We start from the raw sequence: 19,220 nt of genomic DNA, 5'->3' as shown, positions 1-19,220 counted from the left end.
CGATTCACGAAGCGGGTGGTTCGAAACGCCCGTCGACGGCGGTCCAGCCCCCGTCGACGGCGAGCACGGAGCCCGTGACGAACGTCGAAGCGTCCGAAGCGAGGTACACCACGGCGCCGGCCAGCTCGTCGGCGCGCGCCCAGCGGCCGAGGGCGCCCTTGGTGGCGTAGGCGTCGTACCAACCGGGATTCTGCTTGATCTGCGCGGTGAGCGGGGTTTCGACGACACCCGGCGCGATGGCGTTCACGCGGACGCCGCTCGGTCCGAACTCCGCGGCGGCCGTGCGGAAGAGCTGCACGAGGCCGGCTTTCGTCGCCGCGTACGGGCCTTGGCCCGGCTCGACGGTCGTGCCGCGAATCGAGGAGAACCCGATGATGCTGCCGCGGCCGCGCGCGACCATCGGCCCGCCGAACGCGCGCACCACCTCGAACGCGACCCCGAGGTTGAGCTCCACGACCCGGTCGAACTCCTCGCGGGTGTAGTCGAGGAGGCGTTTGCGGACGTTGACGCCGGCGGTGAGAACGACGACGTCGAGCTCACCCAGCTCCGCGGCCGCCTTCTCGACGGCGCCCGGTTCGAGGAGATCGATCTCGTACGCCTCGGCCACGCCCGTCTCGCGCGCGGCGGCGACATCACGGTCCGCGCAGATCACGTGGGCACCGTGCGCGGCCAACGCGCGGGCGGCTTCGCGGCCGATGCCGCTGCCGCCACCCAGGACGACGGCGCGGCGGCCGTCGAGGCGGAAGAGGTTTTCGTAGCTCACGGGCGCAGCACCGCCATCCTGGTCACGGTCAGTTCTTCCACGGCGAAGCGGGGGCCTTCGCGGCCGATGCCGGAGTCCTTGACGCCGCCGTACGGCATGGTGTCGGAGCGGAAGCCAGGCACCTCGTTCACGACGACGCCGCCGACGTCCAGCTCGTCAAGCGCGCGGAAGGCCGTGCTGAGGGAGCGGCTGTAGACGCTGGCGTGGAGGCCGTAGCGGGAGGCGTTCACGGCCGCGAAGGCAGCGTCCACATCGGACACCGTGCGGAGGCAGACGACGGGGCCGAAGATCTCCTCGTCCCAGCATTCGACGCCGTCGGGGACGTCGGCCAGGACCGTCGGTTCCAGGGCGCCGTCGACCAGCGAGCCGCCGGCCAGCACGCGGGCGCCGGCAGCGGTCGCTTTGTCGACCCACTCGACGACGCGGTCCGTGGAGCGGGAGTCGATCAGCTTGGACACGCGGGTGGTCTCCGCGCGCGGGTCGCCGACGACGACTTCACCGAGGCGAGCCAGGACGCGAGCGGTGAAGTCCGAAGCCACCGACGAAACGACCAGCACCCGCTGCACCGAGATGCACGCCTGGCCGGACGCGTAGAACCCTCCGCGCAACACGGCGTCCGCGGCGGCTTCGAGGTCGGCGTCTTCAGCAACCACCAGAGCCGCGTTCGAGCCCAGCTCCAGCAGGGTCTTGGTCGGAGCGGCGTCGCGGGCGATCTGGTGACCCACCGCGGCCGAGCCGGTGAACGACACCGCGCCGACGCGGCGGTCGGTGACCAGCGCGGACCCGACCGCGGCGTCGCCCGTGACCAGCTGCACCATGGCCGGGATGGGCGCCACCGAGCGGACGAGGTGGACCAGCCACAACGTGGCCAACGGCGTCTGCGGAGCGGGCTTCACCACCACCGGGCAGCCGGCCGCGATGGCCGGCGCGATCTTGTGCGAAGCCAGCAGCACCGGGTAGTTGAAGCCCGCGATCCCGACGACAACGCCGATCGGCTTGCGCTTCCAGAAGCCGACGAGGCCGTCGCCCGACGGGAGCAGGTCCAGGGGCACGGTTTCGCCGTGCAGGCGCGACACCTCCTCGGCCGCCGCTTCCCACGTGACGATCGTGCGCGCGACCTCGACCCGGCAGTCGACCAGTGGTTTTCCGGTTTCCAGGACCAGAAGCTGTTCGAACTCCTCCCGATGCGACCGCAGCGCAGCGGCCACGTCGTTCAGCAGCTGCCGCCGCGTCCGCGAAGGAAGAGCCGCGACCTCGTGTGCGACAGCCACGGCCTCGTCGATCGCCCGGGTCGCCAGGTCGGGAGTGCCAACCGGCGCAGACCCGATCACACTGCCGTCGTAGGGAAAAACCACGTCCGAAGCGTCCGAAACAGACACCCAGCCGGCGCCGATCGGCAGTCCTTCAGGGTATTCAGGCATCCGCACTCCCTCCGCTCGGCCTTCCACTCAGCCGGGCCAGCTCGGCGCGCAGGTTGGGCGCGGCCGCCAGCAGTTCCCGGGTGTACTCGTGCTGCGGTGTTCCGTAGACCTCCTCGACGGCGCCGATCTCCACGATCTCCCCGCGCCGCATCACGGCGACGCGGTCGCACACGTGCCGCACCACGCCGAGGTCGTGGGAGACGAACACGAGCGTCAACGAGAACTCCGCCACCAGGCGCGCCAGCAGCTCGAGGATCTGGGCGCGCACGGAGACGTCGAGAGCGCTCACCGGCTCGTCGGCCAGCAGCACTTTCGGGTTCGGCGCCAGGGCGCGGGCGATGGAGATGCGCTGGCGCTGACCGCCGGAGAACTGGTGCGGGTAACGCGAAGCGGCGTCGGCGGGCAGGCCGACGGCTTCCAGCAGCTCGGCCACCCGCAGCGGCGAACGCCGCCCCAGCGGCTCGGAAATGATGTCCCGCACGCGCATCCGCGGGTCGAGCGAACCCATCGGGTCCTGGAAGACGATCTGCAGCGACGACCGCAGGAACCCCAGCCTCCGCTCCGGCAGGGTGTCGATCCGCTGCCCGGCGAAGGAAACCGTGCCCGACGTCGGCCGGTCCAGCGCGGCGAGCAGCCGCACCAAAGTCGACTTCCCGGACCCCGACTCACCGACGATGCCGAACCGCTGACCGGCCTCGACGTCGAAGCTCACGCCCCGCAACGCCTGGACATCGCGGCGCTTGTACACGCGCGTCAGGTCGCGGACCTCGATCACGGGACTCATCGCAACGCCCCATCCTCTGGGGCCGAGCCCCAGACCCCAGCCGGGGGGCGAGCCCCCCTGGACCCCCCAACCGCGTCGAGATCCGAAGCAGCCAGCAAGGCCTTCGTGTACTCATGCTGCGGCGCTGTCAGCACCGATCGCGTCGAGCCACGCTCCACGATCTCCCCGTCCAGCATCACCAGCACCCGCTCGCACACCGCCGCCACCACCGCCAGGTCGTGCGTGATGAACAGCAACGCGGCCTCAGCAGACAACGAACCCTTGATCAACGACAGGATCTGCGCCTGCACCGTCACGTCGAGCGCCGTCGTCGGCTCGTCGCAGATCAGCAGCGACGGCTCGTTGGCCAGCGCCATCGCCAGCACCACCCGCTGCCGCTGTCCGCCCGAAAGCTGGTGCGGGTACGCCCGAGCGGTGCCCGGCAGCCCGACCGCCGCCAGCAGTTCCTCTGCCGGACGCCCGCGCCGGCCGTGCACGCGGAACGGCTCCGTCACCTGCCGGCCCACGCGCATCGCCGGGTTCAGCGCCGTCATCGGCTCCTGGAACACCATCGACAACCCGTTGCCGCGCAAGCGAGACAGCTCGCGTTCGGACGCGCCCAGCAGCTCGCGATCGTTCAACCGCACCGAACCCGTCGCGCGCAGCTCGTCCGGCAGCAGCCCCATGATCGACAACGCCGTGAGCGACTTCCCCGACCCCGACTCGCCGATCAGCCCGACGCGTTCGCCCGCGCCGATCGAGAACGACACGTCCCGCACCAGGTCAGCGACCCGCAGGTCTTGCACCGTGAGAGTCATGCGCGGGCCGCCAATCGCGGGTCGAGCCGGTCGCGCAAGCCGTCGCCCAGCAGGTTGAACCCGAGCACCGCCACCGCGATCGCGACGCCCGGCACCAGCGCGAGCCGCGGATGGCTGGTCAACAGCTCCTGCGACTCCTGGAGCATCCGGCCCCACGACGGCGTCGGCGGCCGCGTGCCGAAGCCGAGGAACGACAGCGCCGCCTCCGCCAGCACGGCGATCGCGAACGACACCGACGACTGCACGATCAGCAGGCCCGAGATGTTCGGCAGCACGTGGCGCACGGCGATGTTCCCGCGCGAGCGCCCGGCCGCGCGCGCTGCGAGCACGAACTCGCTGCTGCCCACCTGCAACGTGCCCGACCGCGCGATCCGCGCGAACGACGGGATGGTCGCGATGCCGATGGCGATCATCGCCGTGAGCGTGTCGGCGCCGAACACCGCGCCGAACATGATCGCCAGCAGCAGCGCGGGAAACGCGAGCACCAGGTCGTTCACGCGCATCACGACCTCGCCCAGCCACCGCGGCGCCAGCCCCGCCAGCACACCCAGCGGCGTGCCGATCACCGCGGCGATGCCGACGGCCACCACACCGACGTACAACGTGGTGCGCGCGCCGACCATGATCTGGCTGAACACGTCACGGCCGAACTTGTCGGTGCCGAACAGGTGCTCGGCCGAAAAGCCCAGCAGCTTTTCGGCCGCGTTGACCTGCACCGGGTCGTACGGCGTCCACACGAACGACACCAGCGCGGCCAGCACGACGAGCGCCACCAGCACCGCGCCGAGCACGAGGCTGCGGTTGCGCACCGGGGTGAGCGTGGTCATCACGAACCCCGCAATCTCGGGTCGAGCACCGTGTAGAGCACGTCCACGACGAAGTTCACCAACAGCACTCCCGCCACGAGCACCAACACGATCCCCTGCACCGTCAGCAGATCGCGCGACGACACGGCGTCGAGCAGCATGCTGCCCAGGCCGGGCAGCACGAACACGCGCTCCACCACCACCGCGCCGATCAGCAGCGTCGCGAGCTGCAGCCCCAGCACCGTGACCACGGGCACCGACGCGTTGCGCAACCCGTGCCGCCGCAACGCCTGTGCCGGCAACAGGCCTTTCGACCGCGCCGTGCGCAAGTAGTCCTGTCCGAGCGTGTCGAGCACGGCCGAGCGGACGTAACGCGTGAGCACCGCGCCCTGCACCAACCCGAGCGACAACGCGGGCAGGATCAACCCGCGCACGAACTGCCCCGCATCCTGGTCCGGCGGCGTCCACCCGCCGCTCGGCAGCCAGCGCAGCTGCACCGCGAAGATCTGCACCAGGATGATCCCGGCGAGGAACGCGGGGATCGCCACGCCGATCTGCGACAGCCCGGAAACCGTGACCCCGCTGGGCTTGCGGTGCCGCACGGCCGCGATCATCCCCACCGGCACCGCGATCACCAGCGCCACCACCATGCCGGCGCCGACCAGCCACAACGTCACGCCGAGCCGGTCGAGCAGCTGCGGCCCGATGGCTGCGCGCGTGACGTAGGAGCGACCGAAGTCTCCGTGCAGCACCCCGCCGATCCAGCTGAAGTACTGCGTCACCAGCGAGCGGTCGATGCCGAACTCCGCGCGCGTCTTCGCCAGCAGCTCCGGAGTCGCGTTGACGCCGAGCGCGACCTGCGCCGGATCGCCGGGCAGCACCGCCATGAACAGGAACACCACGATCGACGCCACGAACAGGCTGACCACGAGGATCGCCACGCGGCGGAGCACCTTCACCGTCATGCCGGCCTCAACCCCGTGAGGTCGAACGACTCACTGACCTGGTTCTTCGCGAATCCCGTGACCTTGTTCTTCGCCACGATCACGTTGGGGTAGAGGAACAACCAGTCGGCCGCGGCGTCGGTGTTGAGCTGCCGCGCCACCTGCTTCATGTCGGTGACCTGCTGCTGCGGCGTGCCGCTGTCGGCCTCGGCGAGCAGCTGCTGCACGTGCGGGCTGTCGTAACCCCAGTAGTACGTCGGTTTCCCGAACGTCGTGATGTCGCGGGCCTCCACGTGCTGGATGATCGACAGGTCGTAGTCGTGGTCGGTGAACACCTGCTTGAGCCACACGGCCGGGAAGTCGAGCGGCTCGATCGTCGTCCGCACGCCGACGTCGGCCAGCTGCGACTGCACCACCTGCGCGGCCGACACGGCGTAGGGCAGGTTCGGGATCCGCAACCGCAGGTTGAGGTTCTTCACACCGGCTTCGGCGAGCAGCTGCTTCGCCTTCGCCGGGTCGTACGGGTAGACGCCGGAAAGGTCCTCGTACCACGGGTCCGTGGGCGGGACCATGCTGCCGATCAGGGTGCCGCGGCCGTTGAACACGAGGTCCAGCACGGCTTTCCGGTCGATCGCGTACGTCAGGGCCTGACGCACGCGTGGGTCGTCGAGCGGCGCTTTTCGATTGTTGAACGCGAGCGTGACCTCGCTGTTGGTGGTGCCCTGCAGCACGGTGAAGCGGTCGTCGCCCTGGAACTGCGGGATCGAGTCGGCCGAGGTGAGTGAGGAGATCACGTCGATGCCGTTGCTGAGCAGGGCGTTGTTGAGCGCGGTCGGGTCGGCGATGTACTTGAGCACCACCGTGGAGTACGCGGGTTTGCGGCCCCAGTAGGCCGGGTTCTCCTTGAGCACGATCGAATCCCCGCGCCGGCGCGACGCGACCTCGTACGGCCCGGTGCCCACGGGTTTGTTCGCCAGGTCGGCCACCCCGGTCGGGCTGAACATCGCGCCGAGGCGGCTGGTGAGGCTGAACAGCCAGCCGTTGCTGGGTTTCGACAGCACCACCCGCGCGTGGTCGGGCGAGACGACGTCGACGTGGTCGACCACGTCCATGGCCGACTTGATCGAGATCGTCCAGTCGGTCTTCACGCGCAGCAGCGAGAACTTCACGTCCGACGCGGTGAACGGCGCGCCGTTGCTGAACTTCACGCCCGGCTGCAGCTGGAAGTCGTAGGTCTTGCGGTCGGGGCTCACGGTCCACGACTTGGCGAGCAGCGGCACGATCTGGCCCTGCGCGTCGAGCTTCACCAGGCCCTCGTAGACGTTGTACAGCAAGGCCTGCGGGATGGCGGCGCCGTCGGCGTGGGTGAAGTCGAAGTTCGCGGGCTCGGCCGTGAAGCCCACCGACAACGTGTCGGGACCGCTCGACACGCTCGCGCTGGAGCCGGCCGAGCAGGCCGACGCCGCGAGCAGCACCGCCAGCGCCGCGAGGTGGAGCCGGGCTCTCATTCAGCCTCCTGTGACGGGCCCTCGGCCGCTACACTGAGCAAGTACACTGGTCAGACCAGTAGCCTGAGGTTCGCACCGCACGACGCTGAGGTCAAGGGATGAAGTTCGAGCCGGTGGCCCCGGTCCGCGCGTACGAGCGGATCGTGGAGCAGATCGAGGAGGCCGTGGTCAGCGGCCGCCTCAAACCCGGCGAGCGCCTGCCCGGTGAACGCGAGCTCATGACCCAGTTCGGCGTCGGCCGCTCGACGGTGCGGGAAGCGTTGCGCGTGCTGCAGGCCGCCGAGCTGATCCGGTCGCGACCCGGTGACCCGCGCGGGCCCGAGGTGCTGGCCGCGTCACCGGCGGCGTTGCACCGCTCGATGCACCGGCTCGCCCGCGCCGACCACGTGGGGCTGGCGGAGCTGCTGCAGTTCCGGATGGTGCTCGACGGTTCAGCCCACCTGCTGGCCGCACAGCTGCGCACCGACGACGATCTGTCCGCTTTGGACACCGCACTCGCGGCCATGCGCGCCGGCGCCGAGGAGGGCTTCGCGCAGTTCAGCCACGCCGACGTCGCGTTCCACGAGACGATCGCCCGCGCGTCGCGCAACCCGCTGCTGGTGGTGAGCGCCGAGGTCGTGCGCGGCGTGGTGCTGGAGCTGATCGAGGACAAGCTCTCGCACGCCCGCGACCGTTCGGCGTTGATGCAGTCGTGGCTGCGCCACCACGCCGAGGTGCTCGAAGCCGTGCGCGCGGCCGACGGCGAGCTGGCGGCGCGGCTGGCACGGAGAGCGTTGTACGACAACTACGCGGAGTACGTACCGGAAGAGCAGCGGGCGTTGCTCACGCCGTTGCTCTGAATCGTCACGGCCGGCCGGTGGCGGCGATCGCCTGGGTGACCGCGGTCATCGCCGACGTGGGAGGGCCGGGGAGCCGGGCCACGAAAACCCTGCGGATCTCGGCCGGCGCGCCCTCGACGCGCAGGGAAATCACCCCGGCCGGGGCAACCGGCGCCAAGCCTTCCGGAACGGTGGTGACGCCGAACCCTCCGGCGACCAGGTGCAGTTTCGTCAGCCAGTCCCGTGCACTGTGGACGATGCGTGCTCGCCCCGGCAGACCGGGCCAGACCCCGAGCAGCGGCTCCGCGCTCGACGAGGGGCTGGCGATCCACGGTACGTCGACCAGTTCGTCGACGTGCACGGACGTGCGGCCGGCGAACGGGCCGGTGGCCGAGGCCGCCACGAGGAGCTCGGTGTCCTGAACGGCCGTGAGGTGCAGGCGAGGTGACTCGCCGTCAGGTGGCCGGTGCGGTGGGCGCGAGGTGAGCACGGCGAGATCGATCGAACCGGTGCGCAACGCCCGGGCCAAGCCGGGCGTGGTGCCCTCGCGGGTGGAAACCCGGACGTCGGGCGCGGTCCTGGCGAGCCGGGCGAGCGCGGCGGGCAGGATCACCGGGCCTGCGCTGAAGACCGACCCGAGCCGCACCAGTTCCGTGCGAGGAGCCTCGTCGGTCAGGTCGCGCTCAGCCGCGTCGACCGACGCCAAGATCGTTCGCGCGTAGCGCAGCAACGTCAGTCCGCGCGGCGTGAGCCACACCCCGTCGGTCCGCCGCTCGAACAAGGTGGCTCCGACGCTTCGTTCGAGGGCGATCGCCTGGCGCGAGACCGCGGACTGCGTGTAGCCCAGCTCCGCGGCGGCCGCGGTGAAGCTTCCCGACTCGGCGATCTGGCACAGCACGCGGAGGGTCGCGCTCGAAACGTCCATGCCGACTACGCATAGCACAGATACCGGATCATCGCTTCCGGCATGCGCCTGACGTACCTAGCGTGGCGAAGGACGAAACAGAAAGGCGTTTCCATGCGTGCAGCGACACTCACCGCGTTCGGTTCCCCGCTCCAGGTGCACCACGTACCCGACCCACGAACCGGCAACGGCGAGGTACTGGTCGAAGTTCTGGCGACCTGCGTGCCGCCGTATGCGGCCGAGGTGTTCAGCGGTGAACGGCGCTATCCGCTCGAACCACCGGTCGTGCCAGGTGTCGGCGGGATCGGCCGGGTGGTGAGTGTGGGACCGGACGCGACCAAGCTGAAGGCGGGTGACCTGGTGTGGTGCGACTCGACGGTCCGCGCTCGCGACGACGCCCTGACCCCGGACATCACGCTTCAGGGCTGGAGCTCCCGCGGCGAGGGCGGCGCCAAGCTGGCCCACTACCTGCACGACGGACCGTTCGCCGAGCTCATGCGGGTTCCGACCGAGAACGTGCACCCCCTGCCCGGCTCGGCCGCAGCCGATCCCGCCCGCTGGTCCGCACTGGGTGTGCACACCATTCCCTACGGCGGGCTGGTGGCCGGCCGGCTCGCGGCCGGTGAGACGGTGCTGGTCAGCGGCGCGACCGGCAATCTCGGCAGCAGCGCGGTGGCTGTCGCGCTCGCCATGGGTGCCGGGCACGTGGTGGCTCCGGGCCGCAACCGCGCCGTCCTCGACCTGCTTGCCGACCGGTTCGGCGCGCGGGTGAGCCCGGTCGAGCTCAGTGGAGACGAAGACACCGACCGCACGAGAATGGCCGCGGCCGGCCCGATCGACCTCGTGGTGGATCTACTGCCACCCCAGGCACCCAGCTCCGCGACCCGGGCGACGGTCATGACCGTGCGCGAGTACGGGCGGGTCGTGCTGATGGGTGGCGTCGGCATGCTCGGCGGTGCGGATCTCGCCCTGCCCTACCCGTGGATCATGCGCAACTCGGTGACCGTCCGAGGCCAGTGGATGTACCCGCGGACAGCGAACGTCGCCATGATCCGGCTCATCGCGACGGGGGCACTGGACCTCGCCCCCGAACGCGTCACCCGGTTCGACCTCGACCAGGTCAACGACGCTGTCGCCCACGCTGCCATGCACGGCGGGCCGTTCGACCGCACCGTCCTCACGCTGGGAGCGACGCACCTCGGCGACGGGTGAACCGCCGATGCCACCCCGCCCGTGTCAGGAGGCGAGGAGGTGGGTGATGGAACCCGCGAGTTTCCCGGTCGGCAACGCCACGATCATGTACTTCGGCGAGCACATCAGCGATCGGGCATGGCTGCTGGGCCGCGCAGTTGCGGTGGAGGCCGAGCGGACGGTGGTGCTGGACGTGCCACCGCGCCTGCCGGCGGACGTGTGGAACGAAGTCTTGAAGTACTTCCCACGCAAGCCGGTGCGGGTGGTCGCGGCGCACGTCGGGGCGGAGGAGGTGCAGCGGATGGGACGGTGGCTCGCCACGCGGCTCGGGTATGCCGTGCTGATTTCCACGGGGATGCCGGAGCTCTCCGGGCGCATCGGGTGGTTCCGGGTCGAGCCCGCGCCGGCCGAACCGGTCCGAAAACGACCGCAGCCCGGCCGCTGGTGGCGCCGGGCTGCGTGATCGTGCGGGGGAACGCTCAGGAGACGAGGTTCGCGTACACGATGATGTTGTCCTTGTAGCTGTGCTCGGCGTGGTCGAACACGCCACCGCACGTGATCAGGCGCAGTTGGGGCTTGTCGGTGTTGCCGAAGACCGCCTGCGTGGGGAAGGTGTCCTTGGGGACCTCGTCCTTGTGGTCCACCACGAACTTCAGCTTCTTGCCGTCGCTGCGCTCGATGTCGACCTCGTCGCCGGGGTTGACGTCCTTGAGCTTGTAGAAGATGCCCGGCTGGTGGTTGCCGTCGACGTGCCCCAGCACGATCGCCGGGCCGACGTCACCCGGCACGGGCGAGAGCCGGTACCACGCCGCCTGCATCGGCGTCTTCACCGAAGGCACCGAGATCTGCCCGTCCTTGTTGGGCAGCACGGTGATCAGCGACGACTTCGCGCCGATCTTCGGGATCTCCACCGACGTCGGCCGCAGGCCGGTGAACGGCTTGGTCACCGGCACCGAAGTAGGCGCCGCACTTGCCGGCTTCGCGGCGGTCGCCGGGGCGTCCGAACCGCAGCCGCTCAGCGTCAGGGAAAGGAGCAGGGCGCCTGCGATCGCGACGCCCTGCCCGTACTTACCAATCCGGCCAAAAGTAGGCCGACCCCCGCGCGGCACGTAACCGTGACTGCGAAGCCGTTCGGCCGTGACTGTGGCCGGATTGGTAACGATCGGCGCAGTTTTCGCCATCAAGCGGCCATGCCGCCGAAGCCGGTCTCGACGCCGCCCTTGGGCGCGTACTTGACCTGCGAGGTGCCGTCACCGTTGGTCGTGCCCGCGGAACCCGCGCCCGCGCCACCGGCCGGCGGCACCGGCTGGTCGCCGGTCTGGTCGCCACCGCAGGTCCAGGTCGCGGTCACGTTGCCGGCGTCGAAGGACACGCCGTCGTGGCGCTGCACGAGCCAGCCCCAGTAGCGGCCGTCGGTCTCGTCCTGGTGCGGACCTTCGAGCAGGTCGAAGTCGCTCGAGGACACGTTGGTCGGCTCGCCCGCGGCGCACGCGATCACGAACAGGCCCTGGCCACCGTCGAAGTCGATGCCGTAGGCGCTGTCGTCGACGTACGGCGGCTCCTCCGGGGTCGAGGTCTCTTCGGAGCCCGATGTGGTCGGGGTCGAGGAGTCGCTCGGCTCACCGGTGTTGCCCGGGTTGCCCGGGTCGCCCGGCTGGCTGGTTTCGGTCGGCTGACCGCTGGTCGCCGGCGGGTTGTCCGAAGAGGACGGTGCCTGCGAGGACGCCGGAGCGTCCGAAGACGGCGTGTCCGACGCCGGCGCGTCGGTGACCGGAGTGTCCGAAGTGGGCGGAGTGGCGACCTCGGACGTGGTCGGCGTGCCGCCGTTGTCCTCCTGCGCGAACGCGGAGGGCGTGACGGCAAGGCTGATCAGGGCGCCCGCGAGCACGGCGCCCGCGAGTCTGCCCAGGGTCTTCTTCACGTGTTGTTCTCCCCTGGAAGAAAGCGCGGTGGCCCCCACCGCGTTCGCTGATCCTGCCGGACCAAAGGGGTAAACACGAAACGATTTCGACGGTGATTAAAAGCACCGTAAATAGAGGTAACGAACCCGCGGGGCCCGGCGATGATCTGGCTCGACACCCGCGCCCACACACGAAAGCCGGCGGAACCGTGGCTTTACTGTAACAGTTTCCGGCCCGCCGGCGAATCTCCGTGAATTGTTGACCGGATTCAGCCCAGCGCGGTGATGAGGTCGCGCCAGAGGTCTTCCGGATCCTCCAGTCCGACGCTGAACCGCAGCAACCCGGCGGGCACGCGCTCCTCCCCCGGCAGCCACGCACGCCGTTCCACCAGGCTTTCCACGCCGCCGAGGCTCGTCGCCGCGCGGATCAGCCGGACGGCGGAACACACCTTGTCGGCGGCTTCGGCCGTGGCCAGCTCGAACGACACCATCATCCCGAAACCGGGGTAACGCACCTTCGTGACGGCCGGGTGTTCCGCCAGGCGGGAAGCCAGCAGCGCCGCCGTTTTCGACTGCTCCGCAAGCCGCACCGGCATCGTGCGCAGGCCACGCAACGCGAGCCACGCTTCGAGCGCGCCGGGCGTCGAGCCGATCCGCGTACGCGCCCCGCGCAGCTCGGCCGCGACGGTCTCGTCGGCCGCGACGGTGATGCCCAGCAACAGGTCGCTGTGCCCGCCGATGAGCTTCGTCGCACTGTGCACCACGATGTCCGCGCCCAGCTTCAGCGGCTGCTGGTGCAACGGCGTCGCGAAGGTGTTGTCCACGACGACCCGGCCGCGAGTGCCGCGCGCGATGGTCTCGATCTCCATCACTTCGAGCGTCGGGTTCGTCGGCGACTCGAGCCACAGCAGGTCGGCGTCGCAGTCGAGCCACGCCTGAGTGTCGGTGGGTTCGAGCTCGGTGACGGTGATGCGGCCCATCTTCTCGGCGTGGTGCATCGCGCCGCGCGTCACCGCGTAGCTGAACGTCGGGACCGCCACGGACGAGCCGACCGTCAGCGTGTCCAGCACGGCCGACAGGGTCGCGACGCCGGAGCCGAAGCTGGTGGCGTGGCCGCCTTCCAGGGCACCGACGGCTTCTTCGAGCGCGTGCCAGGTCTCCGTGCCGTCGGAGCGCGCGTAGACGGAATCACCGCCGGCTTCGAACGTGCTCGTGGCCACGATCGGGGTGTTCAGGGGCTCGCCGGGGCCGTGCGGCCGCCCGGCCGCGATCGCGATCGTGCGCGGTGTCCAATCCATACCGAACACCGTACTGCGCCTTTGTTGCCAATCCGGCCACAGCCACGGCGCTATGACCTGCGTCGCAGGCTTGCGGTTCGTGCCGGGGGTGCGCCTGCTTTTGGCCGGATTGGCAATGGCGCTATCGCGGCCGGGCAGCCGTGATGTGGCGGTCGGCTCACCCGCGCCGGCGAGCCGACCACGCCTTTCAGTGCGCGTACACCTCGAACTCGTACAGCGAGTAGCCGTAACCGGTCCCCCGCTGCACGCCCTGCATCCGGACGAACCGGGCGTCCGACGGCGTGAACGACACGTTGTCCGCGCCGCCGTTGCCGTCGGTCACCACGGCCGCGTCACGCCAGTTCTCGCCGTCCGCCGAGAGCTGCACCTTGTAGCCCTTCGCGTACGCGGCTTCCCACGAGAGCACCACCCGCGCGACCTGCTGCACCGAACCGAGGTCGACGGTGATCGACTGGTTGTCGCTCCAGTCGCTGGCCCACCGCGTCTTCGCGTTGGCGTCCACGGCGTTCGACGCGGGCGAGTTGTAGAAGCCCGTCTCGGCGCTCGTGGCGCTCACCGGTTTGCCGGCCGCGAGGTTGCTGACGTTGTCGCCACGGTGGGCCGGGTACTCGACGACCTGCTGGAACGTCGGCCGGTTCTGCGTGCTGATCTTGTTGTGCGTGATGCCGCCGAGCGGCCGCTGGATCACGGTGTCGGCGCACCACTGGTCGCCGGCGGAGCAGTCGGCGTCACCCGGGTACACGGTGGTGGCGGGCTGCGCCGCGGCCGCCGTGAGCGAGTCGACCAGCGCGGTGCGGCAGGCGGTGAGGTCGCCGCCACCGCAGAACGTCGCGCCCAGCGGGCCGGCGACCGGCTGGCCCAGCACCGTGCGGATGTCCTTGCTGACGTAACCCCACCAGCCGTGCTGGTACGACGAACCCTGGTGCGGCTGGCCGACGTGCTTGCCCGGCAGCTCGTTCTGGAAGCCGGACGGGCTTTCGTTGATCTGCAGCACGTTCGTCATCGCGGTGAAGGCGTCGTCGCCCAGGGCCGGCTTGAACTCCGCGGTGACGAGCAGCGGCCACCACGCGTCCATGATCCGGATCGCGTCGGCGTCGTTGTACATCTTGCTGCCCGGAGAAGACTCCACGCGCTGGTGCCCGTGTTGCAGCCACGTCTTCAGTTTGGCCTCGGCGTCGGCCGCCGCGCCGGTGAGCGGCGTCTTGTCGAGCACCTGCAGCAGCAACGGCAAGACCTCCTCGGCCCGCAGGTCTGCGAGCGCCGCGTCTTCCATGGCCTGCGCGAGGTTCACGCGCGTCACCTTGGTGCCGCTGGTAATCAGTGCCTTCACACGCGTGTCGAGCAGGTCGGCGCGGTGCACGGCCGACTTGTCGGCGCCGCCCGAGGCGTAGCCCTTGGCCTGGGCGTTGTTCCAGCTGACGTAGTAGTCCTGGTTCACCGACTGCGGGTGCTGGGAGGCCGGGGTGTAGTTCGCCTTGTTGCCGTCCGGGTTCCAGCCTTGCCAGTCGTAACCCTTGTCGCCCCACACCGGCATCATCGGGTCCACAGTGGAATTGCGGACGGGGTTGGCGCCGGAGTTGAAGTAGGCGACGTCCTTGGAGTCGGCGTAGAACCAGTTGAAGGTGAAGTTCACGTCGCTCGCGGCCCGCTGGAAGTCGGTCGCGGAGTGGATGAAGTCGGGGTCGTTGAACTCCTGGAAGCCGATGAGCGAATCGACCTCGTGGAAGTACGACGACCGCAGCGACGCGTACGCCACGGGCTTGCCGCCGATCGTCGCGCGGCTGGTCACCGGGCCGTACTTCGTGCGGTAGCTGCGCAGCGTGTACGAACCGGCGGCGGTGCCGTCGGCCACCGTCGGCGACCAGGAGTCCTTGCGCTCCACGGTGTCCATCGGCAGGCACTGGCCCTGGTAGACGTAGTAGTTCGAGTCCTTCGTGGCCGGCTTGCCGCTCGGGTCGCACAGCGGCAACGCGAACGTGTCGATGATGTCCTGCGCCGACGTCGTGGCGCTCCACGAGTAGTCCCGGCCGCGGCCGAGCAGCACGTACATCGAGATGCCGGCGAACGACGCGCCGCGCGCGCTGATGCCCGGGCCCTGAAGTTCCTGCAGCAGGAGCAGCTGCGGCGCGAAGTACCCGGTCTGCGGGCCGAACACGGCGACCGGGTGACCACTGGCGGTCTTGCTGCCCGAGACCACGAGCGCGTTGGACATGCCGTGCTTGTCGCTCAGCATGTCGCCGGGCAGCACCCCGTTGTCGAACATGCCTTTCGCGGCCTGCTGGTCCGCCGGCGCCTTGACGTCGACCTTCGCCGGCGTGTTGGTCGCCGCCGAGCCGGACTGGTCGTACACGAGCTGCTGCGGCGTGACGGAACCCTTGTCCGGCATGGCGAGGCCCTGCGGGTTGGCCGGGGTCATGCCGTAGTCGAAGGTCTGGCCGTCGTGCAGTGTCTTCACGGCTTCGGGGTCGTCGGCCGAACGCAGGCTCTGCCACACCTGCTCACCCTTGGCCACGCCGTACTTCTCCTGCAACGCGAGCTTCGCGATCGCGTTCTGCACCTCACCGCCGCCACCGGCGCCGAACTGCGCGCCGACCACGGAGGCGAGCACCACGAGGTCGGTGAGCTTGAACGGTTCGATGGTCCCCGCATTGGTGATCGCGTCGACGTGGCCGGTGAGCACGTACTCGCCCGGGAAGTAGCGGCCGTTGTGGGAGTCGGTGATGTAGGAGTTGATGCCGTCGAGGTACGACTGCGCGTCGGCGAGGCCCTGCTTGCCGCGCGGGCCGCTGGCGGCCGTCGCCTCGATCTGCTGCTGCAGCTCGTCCTCGGTGTAGGGCGCGGCGGCGAAGAACGACTGCTCCAGCTCGCGGTTGGCGGGCGCGCCACCGGCGTACGAGGTCAGCTGGCCGCGGCCGACGCGGCGCATGATGTCCATGAGCCACAAGCGGTCCTGCGCCGCCGCGTAGCCGGCGCCGAACTCCGTGCCGGAACGCGTGGTGCCCTGGATGTGCGGGACACCGGTGGCCTTGTCGCGCGTGATCGTGACATCGGAGCGGGGCTGCAGCGTGCTCGCGACCTGGTCGGCGGGGACACCGAAGGAGGAGTCGTTGAAGAACTTGCCGATGGTGTCCGTCGTCAGCGTCTTGTAGCCACCGGCGAGGTCGGCGTACTTGCCGAGCTGGTCGTCGGCGTGCGCGGGCTGCGTGCCGAACGCCTTGTTGCCGAGGATCTCCGCGAGCGTCGCGCTGCCGTTCTCCCCCGGCGGGAGGATGTCGTTGCACTGGCCGGCGCAATAGTCGTTGCCGGGCAAGGCCGCCGAGGCCGGTGGCGCGCCGCCGACCGCTGTCACGAGTCCCGCCGCGACAACGGCCAGGGCCGAAACAGCCAGGGTGCGGATGCGTCGTCGCATGCCGGAGCTCCCGTCCACGAGGTTCCCCCAGGGGTGACCCAGCGCACGCTACCGACGGGTAGATGAAGTGTGAAGACTATTCGCGTTTAACCCCTCTTTGGGCCTAGTCCGATCGGCGCAGCCTGCCGCTGCTAGGTACGGTGAGCGCCATGACCTTGGAAAAGCCCGAAATCGACCGCCCGGACGGACCCCCTCCCGCCGAACTGGAGATCACCGACCTCACCGTCGGTGACGGCGCGGAGGCCCAGCCGGGCAACGCAGTGACGGTCCACTACGTCGGCGTCTCGCACTCCACCGGAGCGCAGTTCGACGCGTCCTGGGATCGCGGCGAGCCCCTGCGCTTCGCGCTCGGCGCCGGCCAGGTCATCCCCGGCTGGGACCAGGGAGTGGCCGGCATGAAGATCGGTGGCCGTCGCCAGCTGGTGATCCCGCCGCACCTCGCGTACGGCGAGCGCGGCGCGGGCGGCGTGATCAAGCCCAACGAGACGCTGATCTTCGTCGTCGACCTCGTCGGCGTGAACTGATCGACGTCCGGGCAACCGGGCCGGCCCCGTGGGCAGCCCGGTTGCCCGAACACTTTCGAGTGAACCCCGGTGCTGGCTAGGCTCTGGCCGATCACCGGTTCGACCGGTGCCATCTGACCAGGGGGAAATGACATGCGCGTTCGCGCGATCCTTTCCGCGGCTCTGCTCACGCTTTCAGCCGCGCTCGCCACCGCCGTACCCGCGTCGGCCGTCGCCAACGGATCCGACGTGCCGCAGGGCCGGTTCGAGTTCGCCGCGAAGCTCACGATGACGAACATCCCGCGGCCCGACGGCACGCACTACGACAGCGGCTGCTCCGGCGCCCTCGTCGCGCCGCAGTGGATCCTCACCGCCGGGCACTGCTTCCACGACGTGAACCGCAACCCGATCTCCGGCCCGGTGCCGTACCCGACTTCGGTGCTGCTCGGCACGACCGTGCAGCGCGGCAAGCTCGGCGTGACGCGCCAGGTCACCGACGTGGTCCAGGCCGGCGCAGGCGACATCGCACTCGCCAAGCTCGACAAGCCGGTCCGCGGGATCACGCCGCTCAAGGTGAGCCGCTCCGAGCCGACGGTCGGGCAGAAGCTGACTCTCGCCGGCTGGGGCGCGCTGAGCTCGGTGGACGCGGCGCCGTCGATGAAGCTGCAGCAGGGCACCGTGGCGGTCGGCGAGGTCGCGGCCACCACCCTCGGCGTGCACGGCGTCGCGCCGGCCGCGGACACCAGCGCCTGCCTCTACGACTCGGGTGCGCCGTACTTCGTGGCTTCGGGCCGCGGCGGCCGGATCGTGGCGGTCGAGTCGGAAGGCCCCGACTGCCCCCACGACCAGCTGGAGACGACCTCGCGCGTCGACGTCGTCGCCGACTGGGTGCTGGCGCAGACCCACTGACACCCGGATACCAGAAGACGGGCTCCGCGCACAGGCCGCGGGGCCCGTTTTCTTTCGCCCGACAAGGGAATTCCTGACCCGGAAGTAGCTGGATAGCGTTGAGGGTCGATCATCGGCGCCCTGCCGGTGGCCCGACGAAGGGAAAGAATGCGCGTCCGCGCCGCACTCACCGCAGCTGCCCTCCTGCCCCTCCTCACCGCCGGCCCGGCCCTGGCCGTCGCCGACGGGTCCGACGTGGCCCCGGGCCAGTACGGCTTCACGGCCAAGCTGACCATGGCGAGCATCCCGCGCCCGGACGGGAGCACGTACACGAGCTTCTGCTCGGGCTCCCTCGTCGCGCCCACGTGGATCATCACGACCGGCCACTGCTTCCACGACGCGCAGCGCAACCGCGTGTCCGGCCCGGTGCCGTACCCGACCACCGTCACGCTCGGCCTGGTGGACGAAGCGAAGGAAGCGGGCGTCACCCGCAAGGCGACGCAGGTGCTGCAGTCCGCGGAGAACGACGTCGCCCTCGTGCAACTCGACAGCGCGGTCCCGGACATCACGCCGCTGACCGTGAACCGCCTGATCCCGGCCGCTGGCCAGCGCCTCACCCTCGCCGGCTGGGGCAGCCACACGGCGAAGAACCCCGTGCCGTCCTCGAAGCTGCAACAGGGCACCGTGCAGATCGCCTCCGTGGGCAGCACCACCGTCGGCGTCCGCGGCGTCGCGCCTTCCCCCACCACCAGCGCGTGCGTCTACGACTCGGGCGCGCCCTACTTCGTACCCTCCGGCAGCGGAGGCCAGCTCATCTCCGTGGAGACGACCGGTCCGGACTGCCCCCACGCGACCGTCGAAACGACGTCACGGGTGGACGTGATCGCGGATTGGATCGCGGCCCGGACTAAATAGGGCGGACAAATAGGTTCGGCCCGAAACAACCGCCCCGGCCGGCGCGGAGAGCGACAGTCAGGATCGCTCTCCGCGCCCCTGCCGGTGGCGGGTCAGTGCGTGACCGCATTGTTCACGCGTAATTTCCGTCGCGGCGCGCGGTCACGTTCGCCGGAATAATCGCGGCTTTACTTGTCCTTTTTCTTCGGTAGCTGGTCGGCGGCTTTCTTGCCCGCCGGGCCGAGTTTGTCGAGGACGGAGCGCACGCCGCTGACCACGGCGTCACCGACGGGGTTCGGGTGGTCGTCGTCCGGGTCGCCGATGCCGCCGGCAACGCCGCTGGAGCCTGAGTCCATGATATTTCTCCCCAACTGTTGTTTTATCGGATTACC

Annotated in this window: 19 protein-coding genes; 6 read left to right on the top strand and 13 right to left on the bottom strand. The window is 69.9% G+C overall.

The annotated features are described in order from the left end of the window. Window positions 1-4: 4 nt before the first annotated feature. Genes AB0878_RS38935 through AB0878_RS38905 form a run of 7 tightly spaced genes read right to left on the bottom strand, consistent with a single transcriptional unit; the run spans window position 5 to window position 7,023 of the window. Complete coding sequence (locus AB0878_RS38935) at window positions 5-763, bottom strand: SDR family NAD(P)-dependent oxidoreductase (RefSeq protein ID WP_366586054.1); 759 nt, start codon at window positions 761-763, stop codon at window positions 5-7. Further along, window positions 760-2,184, bottom strand: a complete 1,425-nt coding sequence (locus AB0878_RS38930; RefSeq protein ID WP_366586052.1) for an aldehyde dehydrogenase family protein — start codon at window positions 2,182-2,184, stop codon at window positions 760-762. The genes AB0878_RS38935 and AB0878_RS38930 overlap by 4 nt, the downstream gene beginning before the upstream one ends. Continuing rightward, window positions 2,177-2,968: an ATP-binding cassette domain-containing protein gene (locus AB0878_RS38925; RefSeq protein WP_366586050.1), complete on the bottom strand. Its 792-nt coding sequence runs from the start codon at window positions 2,966-2,968 to the stop codon at window positions 2,177-2,179. The genes AB0878_RS38930 and AB0878_RS38925 overlap by 8 nt, the downstream gene beginning before the upstream one ends. After that, on the bottom strand, window positions 2,965-3,765 hold the full coding sequence (locus AB0878_RS38920) for an ABC transporter ATP-binding protein (protein ID WP_366586048.1): 801 nt from the start codon (window positions 3,763-3,765) through the stop codon (window positions 2,965-2,967). Before AB0878_RS38920 ends, AB0878_RS38925 begins: the two co-directional genes overlap by 4 nt. Beyond that, window positions 3,762-4,592: an ABC transporter permease gene (locus AB0878_RS38915; RefSeq protein ID WP_366586046.1), complete on the bottom strand. Its 831-nt coding sequence runs from the start codon at window positions 4,590-4,592 to the stop codon at window positions 3,762-3,764. Before AB0878_RS38915 ends, AB0878_RS38920 begins: the two co-directional genes overlap by 4 nt. Next, window positions 4,592-5,536 carry an ABC transporter permease gene (locus AB0878_RS38910; protein ID WP_366586044.1) on the bottom strand — a complete coding sequence of 315 codons (945 nt, stop codon included), beginning with the start codon at window positions 5,534-5,536 and terminating at the stop codon, window positions 4,592-4,594. Before AB0878_RS38910 ends, AB0878_RS38915 begins: the two co-directional genes overlap by 1 nt. Continuing rightward, the gene (locus AB0878_RS38905) at window positions 5,533-7,023 is read right to left on the bottom strand and encodes an ABC transporter substrate-binding protein (protein ID WP_366586042.1); all 1,491 of its coding nucleotides are present in this window, start codon (window positions 7,021-7,023) and stop codon (window positions 5,533-5,535) included. The genes AB0878_RS38910 and AB0878_RS38905 overlap by 4 nt, the downstream gene beginning before the upstream one ends. Before the next feature lie 98 nt (window positions 7,024-7,121). On the opposite strand from AB0878_RS38905, the gene AB0878_RS38900 reads away from it, so the two are divergent. Continuing rightward, entirely contained in the window at window positions 7,122-7,862 is a 741-nt protein-coding gene (locus tag AB0878_RS38900) for a FadR/GntR family transcriptional regulator (protein ID WP_366586040.1), read from the top strand. Window positions 7,863-7,866: 4 nt separating this feature from the next. Here AB0878_RS38900 and AB0878_RS38895 read toward each other — a convergent pair whose 3' ends face one another. Further along, window positions 7,867-8,766: a LysR family transcriptional regulator gene (locus AB0878_RS38895; protein WP_366586038.1), complete on the bottom strand. Its 900-nt coding sequence runs from the start codon at window positions 8,764-8,766 to the stop codon at window positions 7,867-7,869. Between the two features lie 93 nt (window positions 8,767-8,859). On the opposite strand from AB0878_RS38895, the gene AB0878_RS38890 reads away from it, so the two are divergent. Further along, entirely contained in the window at window positions 8,860-9,957 is a 1,098-nt protein-coding gene (locus tag AB0878_RS38890) for an alcohol dehydrogenase catalytic domain-containing protein (RefSeq protein ID WP_366586036.1), read from the top strand. A gap of 46 nt (window positions 9,958-10,003) precedes the next feature. Then, window positions 10,004-10,399, top strand: a complete 396-nt coding sequence (locus AB0878_RS38885) for a hypothetical protein (RefSeq protein ID WP_366586034.1) — start codon at window positions 10,004-10,006, stop codon at window positions 10,397-10,399. 16 nt (window positions 10,400-10,415) lie between these two features. On the opposite strand, the gene AB0878_RS38880 is transcribed toward AB0878_RS38885, so the two are convergent. From AB0878_RS38880 to AB0878_RS38865, 4 genes are all read right to left on the bottom strand, one after another. Continuing rightward, the gene (locus tag AB0878_RS38880) at window positions 10,416-11,012 is read right to left on the bottom strand and encodes a class F sortase (protein WP_366586117.1); all 597 of its coding nucleotides are present in this window, start codon (window positions 11,010-11,012) and stop codon (window positions 10,416-10,418) included. A gap of 104 nt (window positions 11,013-11,116) precedes the next feature. Further along, entirely contained in the window at window positions 11,117-11,857 is a 741-nt protein-coding gene (locus tag AB0878_RS38875; protein WP_366586032.1) for a hypothetical protein, read from the bottom strand. A 248-nt stretch (window positions 11,858-12,105) separates the two neighbouring features. Continuing rightward, on the bottom strand, window positions 12,106-13,134 hold the full coding sequence (locus AB0878_RS38870; protein WP_366586030.1) for a PLP-dependent transferase: 1,029 nt from the start codon (window positions 13,132-13,134) through the stop codon (window positions 12,106-12,108). Between the two features lie 187 nt (window positions 13,135-13,321). Then, window positions 13,322-16,543 (bottom strand): penicillin acylase family protein, encoded by a 3,222-nt coding sequence (locus tag AB0878_RS38865; RefSeq protein ID WP_366586028.1) that lies wholly within the window; start codon window positions 16,541-16,543, stop codon window positions 13,322-13,324. Window positions 16,544-16,692: 149 nt separating this feature from the next. Here AB0878_RS38865 and AB0878_RS38860 point away from each other — a divergent pair, with 149 nt between their 5' ends. The 3 genes from AB0878_RS38860 (at window position 16,693) to AB0878_RS38850 (ending at window position 18,849) form a co-directional block, all read left to right on the top strand. Beyond that, window positions 16,693-17,067 carry an FKBP-type peptidyl-prolyl cis-trans isomerase gene (locus AB0878_RS38860; protein ID WP_364043517.1) on the top strand — a complete coding sequence of 125 codons (375 nt, stop codon included), beginning with the start codon at window positions 16,693-16,695 and terminating at the stop codon, window positions 17,065-17,067. A gap of 132 nt (window positions 17,068-17,199) precedes the next feature. Next, window positions 17,200-17,955: a trypsin-like serine protease gene (locus tag AB0878_RS38855; protein WP_366586025.1), complete on the top strand. Its 756-nt coding sequence runs from the start codon at window positions 17,200-17,202 to the stop codon at window positions 17,953-17,955. 147 nt (window positions 17,956-18,102) lie between these two features. Beyond that, window positions 18,103-18,849, top strand: coding sequence for a trypsin-like serine protease (locus AB0878_RS38850; RefSeq protein ID WP_366586023.1), 747 nt, complete (start codon window positions 18,103-18,105; stop codon window positions 18,847-18,849). Window positions 18,850-19,016: 167 nt separating this feature from the next. Here AB0878_RS38850 and AB0878_RS38845 read toward each other — a convergent pair whose 3' ends face one another. Then, window positions 19,017-19,184, bottom strand: coding sequence for a hypothetical protein (locus AB0878_RS38845; protein ID WP_220245467.1), 168 nt, complete (start codon window positions 19,182-19,184; stop codon window positions 19,017-19,019). Between the last annotated feature and the right edge of the window lie 36 nt (window positions 19,185-19,220).

The sequence above is a fragment of the Amycolatopsis sp. NPDC047767 genome, assembly GCF_040704195.1.
Taxonomy (GTDB): Bacteria; Actinomycetota; Actinomycetes; order Mycobacteriales; family Pseudonocardiaceae; genus Amycolatopsis.
This window is presented reverse-complemented; position numbering and strand designations above follow the sequence as displayed.

Excerpts from the sequence above, each read along its gene's own strand:
- AB0878_RS38845 (WP_220245467.1), bottom strand. The coding sequence starts at position 19,184 with ATGGACTCAGGCTCCAGCGGCGTTGCCGGCGGCATCGGCGACCCGGAC.
- AB0878_RS38860 (WP_364043517.1), top strand. The coding sequence starts at position 16,693 with ATGACCTTGGAAAAGCCCGAAATCGACCGCCCGGACGGACCCCCTCCC.
- AB0878_RS38885 (WP_366586034.1), top strand. The coding sequence starts at position 10,004 with ATGGAACCCGCGAGTTTCCCGGTCGGCAACGCCACGATCATGTACTTC.
- AB0878_RS38850 (WP_366586023.1), top strand. The coding sequence starts at position 18,103 with ATGCGCGTCCGCGCCGCACTCACCGCAGCTGCCCTCCTGCCCCTCCTC.
- AB0878_RS38855 (WP_366586025.1), top strand. The coding sequence starts at position 17,200 with ATGCGCGTTCGCGCGATCCTTTCCGCGGCTCTGCTCACGCTTTCAGCC.
- AB0878_RS38900 (WP_366586040.1), top strand. The coding sequence starts at position 7,122 with ATGAAGTTCGAGCCGGTGGCCCCGGTCCGCGCGTACGAGCGGATCGTG.
- AB0878_RS38910 (WP_366586044.1), bottom strand. The coding sequence starts at position 5,536 with ATGACGGTGAAGGTGCTCCGCCGCGTGGCGATCCTCGTGGTCAGCCTG.
- AB0878_RS38865 (WP_366586028.1), bottom strand. The coding sequence starts at position 16,543 with ATGCGACGACGCATCCGCACCCTGGCTGTTTCGGCCCTGGCCGTTGTC.
- AB0878_RS38895 (WP_366586038.1), bottom strand. The coding sequence starts at position 8,766 with ATGGACGTTTCGAGCGCGACCCTCCGCGTGCTGTGCCAGATCGCCGAG.
- AB0878_RS38930 (WP_366586052.1), bottom strand. The coding sequence starts at position 2,184 with ATGCCTGAATACCCTGAAGGACTGCCGATCGGCGCCGGCTGGGTGTCT.
- AB0878_RS38920 (WP_366586048.1), bottom strand. The coding sequence starts at position 3,765 with ATGACTCTCACGGTGCAAGACCTGCGGGTCGCTGACCTGGTGCGGGAC.
- AB0878_RS38890 (WP_366586036.1), top strand. The coding sequence starts at position 8,860 with ATGCGTGCAGCGACACTCACCGCGTTCGGTTCCCCGCTCCAGGTGCAC.
- AB0878_RS38870 (WP_366586030.1), bottom strand. The coding sequence starts at position 13,134 with ATGGATTGGACACCGCGCACGATCGCGATCGCGGCCGGGCGGCCGCAC.
- AB0878_RS38905 (WP_366586042.1), bottom strand. The coding sequence starts at position 7,023 with ATGAGAGCCCGGCTCCACCTCGCGGCGCTGGCGGTGCTGCTCGCGGCG.
- AB0878_RS38925 (WP_366586050.1), bottom strand. The coding sequence starts at position 2,968 with ATGAGTCCCGTGATCGAGGTCCGCGACCTGACGCGCGTGTACAAGCGC.
- AB0878_RS38915 (WP_366586046.1), bottom strand. The coding sequence starts at position 4,592 with ATGACCACGCTCACCCCGGTGCGCAACCGCAGCCTCGTGCTCGGCGCG.